We start from the raw sequence: 16928 nt of genomic DNA, 5'->3' as shown, positions 1-16928 counted from the left end.
TTACTGAACCGATTTTACCGAGGAATTCGCTCGCCATGTTGCTCGTTCATAGCGTTTACTTCACGTTGCACGACAATTCCGCCGCCGCTCGCAAGACCTTGACCGATGCTTGCAATAAATATCTCACCGATCATCCCGGCACCGTGTTCTACGCCGTCGGCACGTTGGCCGCGGAATACAATCGTCCGGTGAACGACCACGGCTACGACGTCGCGCTCAACGTCATCTTCAAAGACCGCGCGGCGCACGATGCCTATCAAGTCGCTCCGCGCCATCTCGAGTTCATCGCCGAGAACAAGCCGAACTGGAAGCTCGTGCGCGTGTTCGATAGCGACGCTCCGATCGGCGCCTAACCTGCCGAGCGACGACGAGCATGACGAAACCATCGGCCGACGCACTGCTGCATTTCGCCGAGCGCTCCGCGCCTGCCGAAGGGCACGCGCTCCCCGGACTCGACGCGGTTCGCTACCGGCTGATGAGGCCCGAACGTATCGTGCCGGGCGAAACGTATCCGCTCGTCATCTTTATGCACGGCGGCGGCGAGCGCGGCGACGACAACGAGATGCAGTTGAAGTATCTCCCAGAGATCCTTGCCCGTCCGGAGAATCGCGAACGGTATCCTTGCTTCGTCGTGGCGCCGCAATGCCCGATCGGTCGGCAATGGATCGAAGTGCCGTATGATGAGCTCGAGTCGCGCCCGGTGGCTACGTCGGGCACGGCGCTGCGGATGTTGAAAGCGGCCTGCTACGATGTGTTTCGTAGCGAGCCGATCGACGATGCTCGCATCTACTTGACCGGCATTTCGATGGGAGGCTTCGGCTGCTGGTATCTGGCCTCGTTCTCGGCCGGTGAAACCGCGGCCGCCGCGCCGATCTGCGGCGGAGGCTACGAAGGTGGTGCAGCGGAGTTGAAAGACTTGCCGATCTGGGCCGTGCATGGAGCGCGCGACGAAATCGTGCCGGTCGAGCGAAGCCGCAACATGATCGCGGCGATCCGCGCCGCCGGTGGCTCGCCTCGATATACGGAGCTCGCCGATGTCGGGCACCATAGCTGGCAACCGGCTTACGAACCGAGCTTCGGGCTACTCGACTGGCTATTCGCACAGCGGCGCGTCGGCGGGCCGATTACGCGTCCTTAAGTTCCTCATCCATGAAAAAAAGAGCGAGGCTCGACGCGCGGGCCTCGCTCTCTATGTTTCGCAGGCGATCGTTCGACGACCTCGTCTGAGTTGGTTCTAACCGTTGCTTCTAGCCGATCGTCGCGAGCGCGGCCGTGGCGGCTTTCTTTTGCGGCTCATCGGCCGACGAGCCTGCGATCGACGTGAAGACTTTCTTCGCGCCGGCCTTGTCGCCTGCTCGGAGCAACGTGTTGCCGAGTCGTACGCGAGCCCGCGCGATGCGCGCTTCGTTTCGTTGCAATGAGCCCGAGTCGACCGTCGCGATGACGGCATCGAGATCGGCTTGCGGTTGCTCGGCGAGCGCTTCCGCGGCGGCGAGGCGCACTTCCGGCTCGTTCGACTTCACGGCCGTTTTCAAAGCTTCGACAACCGCCGAGCCCGACTTGCGGCCGAGTCCGTTGATCAGGCCGACGCGATACTCCGTGCCGGTCGCATTCGTCAGCGCTTCGACGAGCGCATCGGTCGCTCCTTGGCAAGTCATGCGGGCCAAGCACCAACGTGCCGGCTCGCGCAAGTCGATGTTCTTCAAGCATTCTTTGAGGATCGCCGTTTCGGCTTCGCCGGCGACGAACGCCAACGCCCGACAGATTTCCGTCGCCCCGACGACGGAGTTGATCGACGATTCGGTGGGCTCGCCGCGGCCGTCTTTCGCGGGCTTGAGTGCCGCGAGCGCAGCAGCTAGTTCTTTCGCAGTCGCGGCGCGTTCGGCTTCTTTTCCGCTGCCGCCGATCTCGCCGGTAAGCTTCGCAAGCGACTGCTGTGCCTGATATGCCTTCACCTGATCGCCGGAGCAAAGATCGGCCGCTAATTGAGTTACGGTTGCCATGCTATTGAATCCTTACGGTTATCGTTGAATGCTGATTTATTACGAATTGCTTCGGAAGATTATGAATGACTAATGTCTAATTTTTAATGACTAAAGAATGACGAAGCACGAATGACGAAGGTCATAATCCTTGCGGCATACCATTCGAGCTTCGTTCTTCGAGCTTCCTTAGTCATTAGACATTAGTCATTGGGATTTCATTTACAGGTGCCAAGGCGCTCGCATCGGCTTCCCGACCAACTGATTGGCTTGATCGTCGCCGACGAACTCTTCCTTGACCGGATCCCATTGCAGGTCTCGGCCGGTGCGGATCGCGATGTTTCCCAGGTGGCAGATCGTCGCCGAGCGATGACCGATCTCGACATCGCAGATCGGCCGTTGTCGCGAAACGATGCAGTTCAACCAATTGTCGTGGTGTGGGTGCTTGGACTCGGTGCGCGGCAGCCGAACGTCCGCTTCGCCCGCTTGCCAGGTGAGGAGCGCCTGGTCGTGAGCGTCGAAGTCTTTGACGCTCCGGTTGACGAAGACCCAGCCGTCGGTGCCGGTGAAATTGATGCCGTTTTTGCCCTGGCTATGGCAATGCAGTTCGACGCCGTCGGCGTACGTGTAGACCACATCGAACTCCAGCGCGACGTCGTGCGGACCTTCCGGCGCGAACGCCGCCTTCTCGGCCCGCACCTTCACCGGGCCGCTCTTGTCCATGTCGAGCGCCCATTGCGTGATGTCGTTGTGATGGGCTCCCCAATCGGTCATCTTGCCGCCGCTGTAGTCGCTGAACCAACGGAACTGATAATGATTGCGGTTCGGAAAATACTCGGCATACGGAGCGGGCCCGAGCCAGAAGTTCCAATCGAGTTCCGGCGGCGGAGTCGTCGGCTTCTGCCACTTGCCGGCATCGATGCCGCCGATATACGTGTCGACGCGCGTTACCTTGCCGATCTTCTTGTTGCGAATCAGCTCGACGGCTTGCCGAAACGGTCCTTCGCTACGCTGTTGGCTGCCGGTCTGAAAGACCGTGCCGTAGCGGCGCGCGGCTTCGACCATCTTCTTTCCTTCTTCGATGTTCAACGTCAGCGGCTTCTCGCAATAAACGTCTTTGCCGCTTTCCATCGCATAGAGCGAAGTGAGCGCGTGCCAATGGTCGGGCACGGCGATCAGCACCGCGTCGATATCTTTCCGATCGCAAAGATCGCGGAAGTCTTTGTAAACGCTCGGAGTCTTGCCGGTCTTCGACAGAACGTCGGCGGCGGCGAGGTCGCGATGGTTGCGATCGACGTCGCACACGGCCGCGACTTCAATGCGCGGATTCGGAATCAGCTTGTTGTTTAAGTGATGCCGACGACCGAGATCGCCGACGCCGATCGAACCGACGACCACCCGATCGCTCGGCGCCGGGGTATCTCCCTTGGCGAAGATGCGCGGCGACACGATGGTCGGCGCGGCAAGCGTCGTCGCGGCCGATGCTTTAAGAAACGTACGACGATTGGAACCGGGACTGGAACTCACGATGAAAACTCCTGTCAGGGAGAAGTGTTGACGAACTTCTTAAGGGATCGGTTTCGCTACGCTGCGAGCCGCATTTCGCGCTACACCCGCGTTTATGATTTTGGCAACTCTCCACCGCGACGCAACTAGCATTCGCCCCTGCCTCGTTCGTTTTGCATCATCGTCGCTCGATGTGAGCGCATGGCTGCACTGAAATACATGCCGCGAACTACGCCTATTTCGCCGGGAGCAAATGCACGGCGTCGATGATCACGTGTCCGTCCGTGCCGGTGGTTTCATCGCAGGACGGTTACGGTGCCGTAGTCGCGCGCCATACCTCTCGCCCGCGCTTCCACGTGCCGACGACTTGCGACTCGTCGCTTAAAAGCGTCGCGAACGGATCGTCGATCTCGCTCGGTGCTGCGACGGCGATGAAGTCGGCGAGCTTTCCCGGCCGCAACGAGCCGGCTTCTTGATGTAGGCCGAGAGCTTGGGCGCCGTCGAGCGTGCCGAGCCGCACGATGCGTTCGGGAGCGAGTTGCGGAAACGCTCGGGCCACGGTGCGCATTTCTGCGAGCAAGTTTAGGTCGGGGTTCGTGCAGCGGCCGTCGGTGCCGAGCGCGACTGCCGCGCCGGCCGCGAGCAGCTGCGGCAGCGGATGCGGTTCGTGGCCGAAATACGCATGCGTTCGAGGGCAGTAGACGACCGTCATGCGGTCGGCGTGCGCTGCGAGAAACTCGATCTCGTCGGGCGCGAGATAGTTGCCGTGGACGACGAGCGCCCGATGAGCCCGGCTGAGCGTGCGCAAGTAGTCGAGCGGCACGGTGCCGAGGGGAATCGCCGTGGGGTCCCATGCGCCGAGCTCGCGCAAGAGCTCGCAGAACGGGCCCGTGCCGGAATGCAAAAGCTGCAGCTCTTCGCGCGACTCGGCCAAGTGCATCGCCGTCGGCACGCGCTGCTCCCGCGAGCGCGCCAGGGCGGCTTCGATCAACGCAGGCCGCACCGTATACGGCGCATGAGGGCTGATTCCCCGGAGCGAATTCGGGACGTCGGCTCGTGCGAGAAATTCGTCGAGCCGAGCCTGTTGCCCTGCCGACCGCGACTCGCCGAGGCCGATCAACTCCACGAACGAAACAACCGCGGCATCGGGCGGCGTAGCGTCGAACAACGTATCGGGGGCCGACGAGGCGATGTCGCCGATGAGGGTCGTGCCGAATCGGGTGGCTTCGCGCAGGCCCGTGTGAAGCGCGCGCACCGGATCGAACTCGACCGTGCGACGATACTTTAAGACTTCGCGAATCCAATCCGGAAACCTCATGCCCGCTCGGCCGAGCGGCTGAAGTAGATCGCCGAACTCGAGATGCGTGTGCGCGTTGACGAAGCCGGGGAGCAACGTGACGTCGCCGAGATCGATCGTGCGGCCGTGGTCGGCCCGCGCGCCGACGTCCTGCTTCGGGCCGAGCGCGGCGATCCGCTCGCCGACGACCGTCAGGTATCCCTGCTCCAGCGGCGGGCCTTCGATCGGCAATATCCGCCGCGCGAGATAGGTCGTCGCCCGCGTTGCGCTTTCGTGGCGGACCATGATTGCTCGGTTGCCGTGCGACGGAACGGAAGGGGGTAATCGAAGGCAAAAAAACAGGCTGTCCGACTTGGAGTCGGACAGCCTGTGTATAGAGCTCGAATCAGGAGCCGGCTTTGAATCAGCCGGACTTCGAATTAGAAGTTCGGAAGCTTAATGCCTCGACCAGCGAGGTTGCGAGGGTCTTCGTGCCCTTCATGCAATTCGACGCCGTAGCCGCGATTGATTTCGTCTTTCGCACGCTCGCCCCACGGCGTTCCGGCGTATTCCTTTTGAATTTCGCGGAACAGGCCGTCGGCCTTGTCACGTTGCGCTTGGGTCACGTCCGGCTTCAGCAACCGCTTGACGACGGACATGCCCCAACGGTTGGTCGGACGAGCTTCGCCCAATATGTTCTTGATCGCTTTCGGGGTCTTCTGGAACTCACCCATATACCAGCCATACTCCAGCAACCGTGCTTGGTAGGAGATTACCTGAGCGTAGATCAAGTCGTAGTTGGCACGCCAGCGCGGGCTCTTTTCGCGAGCACGATACGACGCCACCGACTCCAACCCCTTCTGCGCTTCTTGCAGATACATGATCAAGTCTTGAGCCTTCTTCATCTCGGCCGTCGTTTGCTGAGCGAACACCGAGCGATCGATCGAGAAGGGGCCGGTGCTGATTTCCACGCGAGAGCCTTTGCTCCCCGCTTGGTACGGGTTCAAGTCTTGAATCACTTGGAAGACCATTTGCCGCAAAGGATTCTTATCGCGTTCCGACATATAGTCGTTCCGCGGGCTCAAGTCCGGCAGGTAAGGCCGCATCGCGTCGGAGTCGTAAGCACGCGTGTCGCGACCGTGAAGGTTGACTTCAGGGCTCGGCAGCATGAAGAAGATACCGCCGGTTTGCCGGGCGATACGAGATTGTTCGTAAGGTCCGAAGCCGCTCGGAAACGCATCGTTGCGGCGGTGGAACCCGTTGATTTGGAGTTGTTCCGGTTGCGGAGTTTCCGGACCACGATCGATACGAAGCCAGTGCGAGGTCTTCGTGGCCGGGTCCGTCCAACGCATGTGAGCGTAGGGATAACCGAAGATCGCTTCGCGGCCGAGGATGTAGACTTTGCAGTTCGCAGCCTTGACCATCGCGATCGCTTGCTCGAGTTGCGAGATGTTGCTCGCCATGTCGCCGCTTTCGTCGGTCACCATAATCATCGCCATTTGGCGATTGCCGGCCTGCGCAATCTTTTGGAAGCTGTTGATCCCGAACATGAACGCTTGGCTTTGCATTTCGAAGCCCGACGGATCGTTCGGCACCGACTTAATGGCGGCCATGATCTCTTGCGGCTTGTAGGTCGCTTGCGGCGTGTGGTTGAGCGTGCTCGCTCCGTAACTGATAACGCCGGTCAGCAAGGCGTCGTCTTTCGCGGCGGCCGAGAGGCCGAGCTCTTGATAGACCCGTTCGATACGCGTCGTCACTTCTTCGCGATCGTCTTGCATACTTTCCGACTGATCCATCAACCACACGAGCATGACTTTACGCTTGGCAAGCATGTTCAAGACTTCTTGCGTCATCCGATCCATCGCGTCGCCGTAGCCTTCGGCGGTCGCGAGTCCATCGCCGAGCGTTCCTTCGGGCACTGCCGACGCGAACGTGCTTCCCGACTGCGTGAACACGTTCACGGCACCGACGTCGACGCGCACCGAAGTCGGGCGATTGACGACGGTCGTGTTGAGCTTCGGCGCGGCGACCGCGGAGGAAATCGCACCCGAGACGCCGGCCGTAGCCGAAGCCGCGGAGCTGACCGACGACGCGGCATTGAGCGTCGTCGACGGCACGATTTTCGAGTCGAGCTTTTGCGTGATCTCTTCCTGATCGCGCACCGGCTCGACGCTCGCTTCGATCAGCTTAGGTGGTTCGCGCGGCGGAGCGCCGCTCATCATCAGGCCCATCATCAAGAGCAGGGCGAGATGCACGACCATCGAGCTGCCGCCGGCAGCGAGGCCCCACACCACGTTGCGCCCTAAGCCAGGGCCTGTTTCGATCAGTTCTTCTTCTTCGGCTTCCGGTTCCGGTTGAGCTTCGGGCGACGCATTTTTTGCCGGGGGCGTTGCAGCAGACATGTTGGGCGAAGCCTTCTTACAAGTTGTGAGGAGTTAGCGCCGATCCAATGACGACGCGACCAAACCTGACGATCCGCTATTCGATCATCCGAAATTCAATGAAATCTAAACAAGACGAGCCAAGCACGACGAACCGACCTCAAACCGCAAGGCGAAAGACCGATGCCGGCAGCGCTGCAAACCGCTCTACCACATCGCCCGCCGACCGGTTCTAAATCCTTATCCGAACTTCACTCGATCAAAAATAGTCTACCGATCGAAGTCTTGCGATGTCAACATTTTAGACAAAACATACACATTCGGCCAGCTTCGATCCCGTGCCCGATTATTCGGACGCCGTGCGGAAGATTATTCCCGGTATTTTCGACCGTAACGGTCGGCCCATTTAATCGGCCTGATTGACCGGTCGAAAGCGGCATTTTCAGCCGGAAGAACCCGAGAACCATCGCGGATTCGGCCCTATTTCCAGAGCTCGCGGTCGAGCAGGCGGTAGTTGATCGCCTCGCCGACATGCTCCACTTCGATGTCTCGGCTGCCGGCAAGGTCGGCGATCGTCCTTGCGACCCGCAGAATTTTATCGTGGGCCCGAGCCGAGAAGCCGAGTTCGGTCATGCACCCACGCAGCAAGACCGAGGCATCGTGCCCGAGCTTGCAATGGGTCCGAATTTGGCGATTCGTCAGCTGGCCGTTGTAGCGCATCGTCCCCGCACCCAATCGCTGCGCCTGCACCGCTCGGGCCGACACGACCGCTTGCCGCATCTCGGCGCTGCTCATGCCGGGCGTCGTCGCCGAGAGTTCCTTAAACGCCACGGCGGGCACCTCGATCTGAATATCGATCCGGTCCAAGAGAGGTCCGGAAATTTTTCCCATGTAGCGCTCGATCTACCGAACGCGCCACAAACTTACCGCCAAGAGTTAGCGACGAGTTACTCGCGCGCGTCGATCGAGTGTTTGAGTCTTCAGCCCTGACGAAGGCCGTTTGATGCGATTAACACGGCCTGCGATCCAAGTTCTTGACGGGACCGATCGATCGCAGGCCGCAATAGGGGAAAGTGACATGCCTATTATAAACGGGGCCGCTCCGTTCTTTCGGAGCCGCATCCTGCATCTACCAGAAGCACTTCGACAAAGCCCGACGAAAAACGTCGTCCTGGGTATTCGTGTTTCAGAACTGTCGCAGATAAAAAACGGAAGTCTATTCCGTCAGCAGTGCGCGGCTCGCAGAGCAATTCGCGAGGCAGGCGGAAGGCTCGTTGCGATCGTCGGAAACGACAAGCCGTATCAGGGCCGGATCAGCACAGGCCGTCCAGATCTATACCGTGCGGTAGCGCATGCGCTGCGTCACAAAGCCATTATCTGTTATCCCGATATCGGGCGTCTTCTACGTCCGGAAGCATCGAATGGCGGCTGCGATCCGTTCACCGAGCCGTCGGGGGAAGACTTCGACTTACTTGGACAAATCGTTTCCACAGTTGTCGTCGCAGTGGTCGAGTCCCCTTCGGCTTCATTACAGGAGCTTCATGGGCGCAAGACGTCCCGTGGAATACAGAACGCCATTTTTGAGGGGCGTCCACCCGGTCCTAAACCGCGAAACGTAACGCGACGACAAGATGTTGCAATCCGATATCTCCGCAACAACGGCGAGACGTTTTCGAGCATTGGTAGTATTGTCGGTCTATCGGCCTCTGAAGTGCGTCGGCATCTTTTCCGAAAGCCGTAACAGCCGCGGAGCCGCGTGGGCGAGATAGGGCATAAAAAAGCGATCGATGTCGCAGTATTTCCGGAGGAATTCTATCGATGCCAGCGATTCCCAAATTTAAACCGGTAACCGTAACGGAGCACCGCTCGCAAGCAGAAACCGCCTGCAATTCAAAGTTCGCGTTTGGCAATTGCCAGTATTGCCGGGAATCGATTTCTTCTCAGGCACCCCGCACAGAAGTATTGCCAAGCGGAATGCCGCGTGTCAGCGTTCGTGCAGCGAAGAACACTGGAACGCGAGAAAAGCCAAAAACCGACCGCCGACGATCCACTCAATGGTTCAACAGGCTGTTGGTACTGCGGAAAAAATTTTCGACCACTTAGACGCGACGCGATTTTCTGCTCCGCAAAGTGTAGGCAGGCAGCGTGGCGTCGGCGGCTCATCGATTGATTGAGCAGTCGCCGCGTCTAACCTTCGCTTGCGTCGCTCAAAACGACCTTAAGCTTCCCGGCTTCCAGCGAAATCATGATGCCGAAAAGAACCCTATCCCCGTCATAGAGTAGCCTCTCGACCTGAAACGCCGTTTTGGGCTTCAAATGCTCGTCGTAAGTCTTCAGGGCTTGGTGGGCCAATTCGGCGACCGCCTTGCGACTATCGATTCCGTGGTGTGTCCGGCAAGCCTCGATTGCCCGCGGCGAGATGCGACAATCGCCAAAAGTGACGAAATCATCGTTCTCTGCCATTTCTGAGCCTTAATTCGCCGAAAATGCGCACATGCCGAAGGGCCTTGTCCATCGACCTTCGATAGTAGAGTGACGATCACGCGTTCGAGCGCGGCAGACACGGGCTGACCGTAACATGCAGCGCGTTTCACTTCCAACCGTCGCCAAAGTAATCGAAAATTCCTCGTCGCTGCTCAGACGTCCTCAAATCGAATTGCGCGAGGTGCTTGTCAGATGGGGCAACCGTCGGCGACCATATGCGGCTTCGAATGCAGTCGGTGCAAATCGAAACGGCCAGCATGTGAATGTCTAGATCGTAGCACTGGCTGTACGTAGAGTGTGCCGGATTCGGGAACGAGTCTTTGTAGATGCGGTTGAATTCCGGTTGGAAGTACCGAATCATCCCGGCCTCGGCGTAGTTGATCGTCTGCTGCTCGGTGAACGTCGCATCGTAGATCTTGCTCGAATGATCGATGTCTTCCTCTTCTGTCTTTTCGAATTCATCGTAGCTTCCGTTCATCTCGTGCATCAATTGCTCTTCGAAGTGCTGAAGAACCAGCCAGACGTCTTGATCCGGTGACTTGGCCACGGTCTCAGCGTAGATCGCTTGCAACGTCTCGTGCGCCTGGAGTCTGTCGGGCGCGGTGCGAGCACCATCGACACCGTAGGACTGGCCGACGTACATCACTTCGAGATCCAGAAGGTCGCCAACGTCCAATTTCCATTCGCGAATTGCCATCGAAACCTTCCAATCGCCGAACAGCTCTCCGTTCTCGTCTCGGCTGATCAGCCGCGTATGTGGAAAGTCGGATTCGAAGGTTAATCGCTTCGTTCCAAATGTGTGTTGAATTGAAAATGGACGCGGAACGAAATTATTCTTTTTCTGAACTAAAAACTGCCCCTTGATCGTGTGGTCGTCCATGGTCATCGATGCAATATCGATCGAAAGTCGAGGGGCACGAGTGATCATGTAGATGTGGCATGGGCGCTTCTGAAAGCGATTGTCGTCCTTGAGCAGGGCAAGATCGGCCTGTTGAACAATGGCACCGAACTGGGTGTAGGCATTCAGCGTGAACTCTGAAAGATACTTGCGATTGGCCATTCTTCATCCCTTGCTTTCGATCATCTTGCGGGCCGCCGCCGGTATCCGCGGGTCGTCGATGCCCATTATCGGGTTCTCAGATTTGCGCAGAAAGGGTGTAATTCCCCCAACGGCAATGCGAATGATACGGCGGTAGAATCCGTCGATCGGCGAGAGATACGACGGTTCCACTGAAGAAGCGGCGGGTAAACTTCTTCCACCTCCTCCCCTCGATCACCTCAGCGAATTCGACGCTGTCCTTCGTCTATCTGACCATGGCGCCGGTGTTGTGAACCTCGGCCAACGAAGTGTCTACGAGCATCGAGGAGTAGTCGAAAGAGCTGACCATTCCCGTCAGCACGCGACGCGTGCTCATGGCGGAGCTGTTGAAGTCCACGATCTCGATCGAGGACTACTTCCGCGGCGATAGCCTTACCGATGACGGAGTCTTTTAGCGATGTTCCCTTGAGAGCTCGCAATAAAATGTTTCCCGATTCACGTCTTTTTTGTATGGGTCAGTTTCGCCTTCTATGGTTTCTGTTGGCTCTACCTCTCTGCGGACGATCTCATATTCGTAGTCTTTGAACTCTGTGTCATTATTACCCAGCGTAGCGGCGTATCTGCTAGCGATCGGGTAGTTACTGGTCGATGCCTTGGTGACGGTGAAACGCTGTCCGACGGCCCCGCCATTCGTAAGGTTGTACCACTTTTCAACGAGTGAGCTGTCGCCTCCTAAGGTATCCGCCTTACCACCGTCGAACGGGCCACCGTCGAAACAAAACGTGATCACGAACATTCGATGAATCTCTTTCTGCGGAGTTAGCTCGTTGCCACGCTTACGGAATTACTTTCGCAATCTTCGGTGTGGCCGGCTTCAGGTCAGGAATTCGCCACGGACTCGGATAGCTGTCAGAATTGTAGTTTTCAATGCCAATCCCGGCGTCGGAATAGATCGCGGTTACATCGGGGGCGATCGCTAGACCGGAGTCATCTTCCCATGCGGTCGCCGCAAAAAGGTGCACTACCCCGCCTGGCGGAATCGAAGGGATTTCAATTGCGTAGCCGTTTTGCCCCTGCTTCTGAATCTTATGCGGCACGTTGATATCGAATTCTAGTTCTCTATGCGAATCCAATCGCACAACCACGTTCTTTGCGGAAACGTAGCTGGAATCATTGAAAAGATAGCAAGTCGTCCCGATGAAGCAGGTTCCCGTATGGGTCGTTCCGAACCGGTTTTGGGTATATGAAAGTCGCGGTTTGAACCAAGAGGAAGCAGGACTTTGGGCGATAGTCAATGCCGCGATGACGACTGCAATGACTAGCGTCGTCCATGACCGAAACTCAGTCCAATCGAATCGTTTCACCGCTACTTGCGGAATGACGGCTGGCATGGCAACGGGAATCGGCGTCTCCGGCTCGGGCTTGGTTTGAACCACCGGCACGTTGATGGGTTCGACCGTTTCGGCGTTCATAAAATCATCCTTGGGCCTTTAATCGACACGCCAGAATTGTAACAAAATCGAATAATCGGGCGAAACGGAATCCGTACCGCAGATTCGATGGCTTCGACGGGGGCGAGGGCTGCACCGAGAACATCGCGATTAGCGGTTTTCACGGAGAATGATCACATCGTTCGTGTCACCTGAGTGGTAGAAAACACCGCCTTGAGCACAACCGCCCAAGCCGCCGGAAGAACGGCGAACGGATGCCATGAAGCTGCCGTTATCGGCCAAAGAGGAAGCCGCGATCGATGCTGCGGCGGCGGCCGACGACGCAAAGCCGGTCACATGGTCGCGTGAAGTCTTGCGTCGTGCCGCGAAACGACCTACAAAATAAACATTGGAGCTGCCGGGGATCGAAGCCGTTATCGCTGGATAAAAGGCTGCGCTACCCGCCAGCGCAGGCCCAAACGCTGAGCGCCCGCAGTTGCCCTCCCGATTAAGTCGGACAACTGCGGGCGTTTTTTATTTATGGCTCGCGCCGCTCATTGTTCGGCGCACTCGGCCCTTCTCATGACGAACCTCCTTGGCGACGGTCTTTGCGTCGCCAGGGACATCGTAGATGCGGCAGAGAAACTTTCTTGAAGTTTCGTCACGTCAATGGTTTGCGACCATTCGGGATAGTTCTACGATGTTCGCGGGATAGTATCGGGATAGTTTATTGCCAAACTATCCCGCACTGGACGCATCGCCATCTCGGGACAATTGCTTCCGAGCTTCGGAGAGATCCGGCAATTTGAGGTGATAAGCGGTCTCGATGGCGGTTTTCTCTTTGAGGTAATGCCATTTAGCTTTGCGTCCACGACCGCCGCCCTTTATCGCTGGCTCGCTCAGTATCATTCTGTTGCGAAGGGCTTTCGACGAAACGAAGACGAGCTTGGATAATTCATACAACGTCATTAGATCGTCGGATTCTGCATCGACGATTGAACTAGCAGCAGCGGCTTTTTCAACTTGTCTTTTGGCAAGTGCTGCGATAGCAACGGTCCATCTTTCGGCTACGGCGATGAACAACGAACTAGAAACGCGCCCTGCGTGAGCCCCTGGTCGGATGCTCCAAGCGTTGCTGTTTCCTATCTGCGACTCGTAGATCCCCATGAAGTCGCGAATCTCTCGAAGCGCGTGCAGCATTTCCCGTGGTTCACACCCGATCGGCGTTACCGTCCCCCTGCCGCCGTCGAGGCCGATCTCTCGCAGAAATTTCCAGGCTCGCATGAAGTCTTGAAGAACCTCTGCGACTGACCACTGACTGTTCTCACGAAGATCACGCTCCAAAGCACTCGATAGAGCGGCGAAAAGGCCCGACAGTTTCTGTAACTGCGATAGCGATGGTTCGGCTGTATCAAGCGGCGAAACGTGATGCCCGCCCTCGATGCTGAAATCCATCGCGAATGCCCCTGTGTCGCGGCGACTGAAACGGTCGAAACGGCTGGCCGACTTGTGGGCACAAGTCTAGTCCAAGTGAAGGGGGATTTTTAGCCGATTTCCGTGGTCGTAAACCAGCGTGCAGGTGGGAATCGACGACGATCCGTTCCAGATTTAGGGGCCGACCGATGTCGAATCAAGCGTGGTGGCGGCTGGTCGTGGTCCTGTGTACGACGATGGCCTGTGCGACTGCGGCGGCGTGCAGTTGGCGATTGACACCGGCACAGCCACACCGATTTGAGTTCCACGCCATGACGGTCGGGGAGAGGCAAATCGCGGTGCAGTATCGCTTTGATCGCGCTACTGGCGAGTTCCGCAACGCCAAGGAAACTGAAAAGCCAAATTAGGACACTACCCAGACCTCCGTCGGCTTGCCAAAACCGACGAACGTTCGCTATATTTAGTCCTAAATGATTTCCCACCAATGGGTTATCGACGGTCGAGACCACCTAGGAGAGTGCATGGCAGCTAACTCAATCTCCGAGAAATCCGCCGACATATTAGCGGAGTTGCGGATTAAGCAAACCTTTTCCGGTGCCCGCGAACTGTGGGAAGTGCCGCATGGCGTCGAAACTCAAGAAGGTCCTCACGGGTACTTTCGATATATTGGCAAGTTTCCACCGCAGATTGCGCGGGCCATCATCGAAGAGTATTCCAGTCCCAAGGATTCGATACTCGATCCCATGTGCGGTGGGGGCACCGTACTGACCGAGGCGATCTTGGCCGGTCGAAAGAGAATTATCGGCTATGACGTGAACCCGGTCGCTATGACGGTCGCCAGAACCGCTTCAGCGGTATGCGTGCCGACTCAATTGAAGAAGGTCGCGAGTGAAATCATCGCCCAACTTCCGGAGACGAATCGTCCGCTGCTCAGCAAGCCCGCTTCGAAAAAGGCAGACCTGATCAATCTGGGTGAGAATTCGAAGTTCTTCACGGCGGATGCGTGGCAGGACCTGTCACAACTTTTCCGAGCTATCGAGAAAGTTGAATCGCCCGAAATCAAGGATTTTTTACAGACGGCATTCTTCGCGATATTGCGACGTGTCTCGTTGTGCAATGTCAAGAAGATGAACATCGAATTTGACCGAGAAAAAAAGAAGGTCTGGCCAGTAGCAGAACTGTTCTCGAAAACACTGCAGAAAAACATAGAACTGCACGACGCGTTTGCGAGGGACGCGGGAACTCGAAAATTCGAGCGGATAGTACGTCGGCAAAACGCGATTGAGTTCGATCCTGCGGATAAGGCCATTGGCCTAGTCGTGGCTCATCCGCCATATATGTCGAACACCGCTTTTAGTGAGTCGACTCAACTTCAGCTCGCCTTCCTTGGAGTTGATCATAAGACCATCTGGAAAAGCGAGCTTAGGCATAGGGGAAGTTATTTGCACGAGCCCAATGGCGTGCAGAAGTATCTAGTTGGCTGGTGCAAGATCGTTCGCCAGGCATTTTCTGTATTGAAGCGTGGCGGTCATTTCGCGGCTGTTGTCGGAGATGGTCAGGTCGATACCGTCCGCATACCGGTCGGCACTATAACTCGCGAATTCTGCGAAGACACTGGCTTCGAGGTCGTTCGCTACGCGGAACACGTCCTAAACAACAATACTGGCCGAACGCTAAACCGGCGCATGCGGACACAACATATTGTAATCGCAAGGAAGCCATGAAACATACCGCTCTAGTCGACAGCAGTTCTAACGCCGCGCAGCGATATCTTACCCACAGCATATTCCGATACTTCGGGAAATACCCCCCGACATCGACTCGCATTCTTCTTGAGAAGCTATGGGGTCTAGGTGCCGAAGGACCCGTCGTTGACATTATGTGCGGTAGCGGGACGACCTTATTGGAATCGTCACTGGCGGGCCGTGACTCCGTCGGCTTGGACGTTAACCCGATTAGCCTATTGATCAGTCAAGTTAAGGTAGAGCGAGCAGATGCAGATAAGACCTATCGCCTCCTAGGCGGAATTCAAAAATTCGCGAAGGATCGGTTGCAGCAGACGTTTAAGCTCGAAGCCGATTTATTTACGAATAGAACGAAAGCTGTCGCGATTAAAGCGACTCCGCACGACGTCGCAGCAATTCGCGATGCGGCTATGCAAAACATCGACCGATGGTTTAGCAACGAGGCCGCGGAGCAACATGCGGTGCTGCGAGCAGCGATAGAAGCGATTCCCGAATCCGCGGAGCGCAGGATACTTTTATTAGCTTGGCTGCGAACAATAAGAAAATCGTCGAAGGCTTCAAGTAAAACAGGAAGGTTATTCCTAGATAAACAGAAAACACCGCGCCTTCCCTTTGACCTATTTGTAAAGGAATACTCCACTATCCAAACTGCGCAGGCCCAACTTCCGGAAATGGCGAACTCGGTGGTTTTGAAATGCGTGTCGGCTGTGAAAATGTCGTCGCAAATCTCTGACATGCGCACGATCTTTTGGCACCCCCCGTATTTCGCGCTTTATAAGTACAGCAGCGATGTCCTACGGCTAGAACTCGAATGGCTTGGTGCAGATCGTCGAGTGATTGCTGGCGAAGAGATTCGGGATGGCTTTAAGACTAGCAATCCGAACGATGCGGAGAAGTACCTCGCCGACTGCGATCTTGTTTGGAAGGAGATGTTCCGGGCAAGCGCTTCAGGTGCAAGAGGTGTCGCCATTAATTCCGACTCGACACTTTCTAAGAAGAAGCTCAACATCTTCTCGCGATTTGCTCAATCGGCCAGTGACGCCGGATTCAAGGTCGAAGAAATTCTTCGCCGTGAGACTTCAGGAACTCAAGCCCTTTATCACAAGTCGGCCGATACGGAAATTCAGACCAAACACGATTACATCGTTGTCTTTAGAAAACCCTAGCGAGTGCCTCTCGTAGTCCCGAGGCGTCAGGAAGCGTATTGCCCACATCGACCTCGAACTCGGCTGGCGCACTCGCAACTATCGATACGATGTCGTCGGGTAAGGAAGCGTCACCCACTACCACTCCAATGAGGCCGACGACCTTAGTGATGGCGGCCCAATTCACTGTCGCGACGTTCGTGCGCTTCCGAATGAACGAGACTAGCTCTGCTACCGTATAGTCTGCAATTATCCCTCGAAGCTTCGCGACATCGGAAGTCGACTCGCTGCTTTTGCCCTTGAGTTCGCATATGAACAGCACGGTATCGATTACAAAGATAATGTCCGCGTGATAACGGCCTGAGTTCCTTTCCTTAGCCGGAATTCGAACAAGCTCGGAATCGTATGCCTTTCCGCTTGGCGGATGAGCGCTAATTACCGTTATGCGTCGTTCATTAAGGCGGTCGACGAGCCTCTGATACGCTTCATCTTCGAGTGTCGGCATA

Annotated in this window: 16 protein-coding genes; 5 read left to right on the top strand and 11 right to left on the bottom strand. The window is 56.9% G+C overall.

All coding sequences use genetic code 11. From position 1 onward, the window contains the following. Positions 1–35: 35 nt before the first annotated feature. Together K8U03_26825 and K8U03_26820 are read left to right on the top strand one after the other, a co-directional pair. Positions 36–353, top strand: coding sequence for a Dabb family protein (locus K8U03_26825; protein ID MCE9608515.1), 318 nt, complete (start codon positions 36–38; stop codon positions 351–353). 20 nt (positions 354–373) lie between these two features. Then, positions 374–1138: a phospholipase gene (locus K8U03_26820; GenBank protein ID MCE9608514.1), complete on the top strand. Its 765-nt coding sequence runs from the start codon at positions 374–376 to the stop codon at positions 1136–1138. Between the two features lie 109 nt (positions 1139–1247). Here K8U03_26820 and K8U03_26815 read toward each other — a convergent pair whose 3' ends face one another. The 5 genes from K8U03_26815 to K8U03_26795 all read right to left on the bottom strand — a co-directional run bounded on the left by K8U03_26815 (position 1248) and on the right by K8U03_26795 (position 8036). Next, the gene (locus K8U03_26815; protein MCE9608513.1) at positions 1248–2003 is read right to left on the bottom strand and encodes a HEAT repeat domain-containing protein; all 756 of its coding nucleotides are present in this window, start codon (positions 2001–2003) and stop codon (positions 1248–1250) included. A 201-nt stretch (positions 2004–2204) separates the two neighbouring features. Next, positions 2205–3509, bottom strand: a complete 1305-nt coding sequence (locus K8U03_26810) for a Gfo/Idh/MocA family oxidoreductase (protein ID MCE9608512.1) — start codon at positions 3507–3509, stop codon at positions 2205–2207. 289 nt (positions 3510–3798) lie between these two features. Then, the gene (locus tag K8U03_26805; GenBank protein ID MCE9608511.1) at positions 3799–5070 is read right to left on the bottom strand and encodes an amidohydrolase family protein; all 1272 of its coding nucleotides are present in this window, start codon (positions 5068–5070) and stop codon (positions 3799–3801) included. A gap of 134 nt (positions 5071–5204) precedes the next feature. Next, positions 5205–7166, bottom strand: a complete 1962-nt coding sequence (locus tag K8U03_26800; protein MCE9608510.1) for a VWA domain-containing protein — start codon at positions 7164–7166, stop codon at positions 5205–5207. A 459-nt stretch (positions 7167–7625) separates the two neighbouring features. Next, a complete protein-coding gene (locus K8U03_26795) occupies positions 7626–8036 on the bottom strand; it encodes a hypothetical protein (protein ID MCE9608509.1) in 411 nt (136 codons plus the stop codon). Positions 8037–8223: 187 nt separating this feature from the next. On the opposite strand from K8U03_26795, the gene K8U03_26790 reads away from it, so the two are divergent. After that, the gene (locus K8U03_26790) at positions 8224–8886 is read left to right on the top strand and encodes a hypothetical protein (GenBank protein ID MCE9608508.1); all 663 of its coding nucleotides are present in this window, start codon (positions 8224–8226) and stop codon (positions 8884–8886) included. Between the two features lie 446 nt (positions 8887–9332). Here K8U03_26790 and K8U03_26785 read toward each other — a convergent pair whose 3' ends face one another. The 5 genes from K8U03_26785 to K8U03_26765 all read right to left on the bottom strand — a co-directional run bounded on the left by K8U03_26785 (position 9333) and on the right by K8U03_26765 (position 13553). Beyond that, positions 9333–9608, bottom strand: coding sequence for a hypothetical protein (locus tag K8U03_26785; protein ID MCE9608507.1), 276 nt, complete (start codon positions 9606–9608; stop codon positions 9333–9335). Positions 9609–9735: 127 nt separating this feature from the next. Next, complete coding sequence (locus K8U03_26780; GenBank protein MCE9608506.1) at positions 9736–10689, bottom strand: hypothetical protein; 954 nt, start codon at positions 10687–10689, stop codon at positions 9736–9738. A gap of 430 nt (positions 10690–11119) precedes the next feature. Then, positions 11120–11464, bottom strand: coding sequence for a hypothetical protein (locus tag K8U03_26775; GenBank protein ID MCE9608505.1), 345 nt, complete (start codon positions 11462–11464; stop codon positions 11120–11122). A gap of 40 nt (positions 11465–11504) precedes the next feature. Next, on the bottom strand, positions 11505–12140 hold the full coding sequence (locus tag K8U03_26770; GenBank protein ID MCE9608504.1) for a hypothetical protein: 636 nt from the start codon (positions 12138–12140) through the stop codon (positions 11505–11507). A gap of 696 nt (positions 12141–12836) precedes the next feature. Then, complete coding sequence (locus K8U03_26765; GenBank protein ID MCE9608503.1) at positions 12837–13553, bottom strand: hypothetical protein; 717 nt, start codon at positions 13551–13553, stop codon at positions 12837–12839. Positions 13554–14053: 500 nt separating this feature from the next. Here K8U03_26765 and K8U03_26760 point away from each other — a divergent pair, with 500 nt between their 5' ends. Together K8U03_26760 and K8U03_26755 are read left to right on the top strand one after the other, a co-directional pair. Further along, positions 14054–15256: a site-specific DNA-methyltransferase gene (locus tag K8U03_26760; protein ID MCE9608502.1), complete on the top strand. Its 1203-nt coding sequence runs from the start codon at positions 14054–14056 to the stop codon at positions 15254–15256. Beyond that, positions 15253–16443 (top strand): hypothetical protein, encoded by a 1191-nt coding sequence (locus K8U03_26755; GenBank protein MCE9608501.1) that lies wholly within the window; start codon positions 15253–15255, stop codon positions 16441–16443. Before K8U03_26760 ends, K8U03_26755 begins: the two co-directional genes overlap by 4 nt. On the opposite strand, the gene K8U03_26750 is transcribed toward K8U03_26755, so the two are convergent. After that, positions 16430–16927 carry a hypothetical protein gene (locus K8U03_26750; protein MCE9608500.1) on the bottom strand — a complete coding sequence of 166 codons (498 nt, stop codon included), beginning with the start codon at positions 16925–16927 and terminating at the stop codon, positions 16430–16432. The genes K8U03_26755 and K8U03_26750 overlap by 14 nt on opposite strands. Position 16928: the final 1 nt, after the last annotated feature.

It is taken from the genome of Planctomycetia bacterium, from assembly GCA_021413845.1.
Lineage (GTDB): Bacteria > Planctomycetota > Planctomycetia > Pirellulales > PNKZ01 > PNKZ01.
The sequence above is the reverse complement of the archived record's forward strand: the minus strand, read 5'-3'. Positions and strand labels throughout refer to the sequence as shown.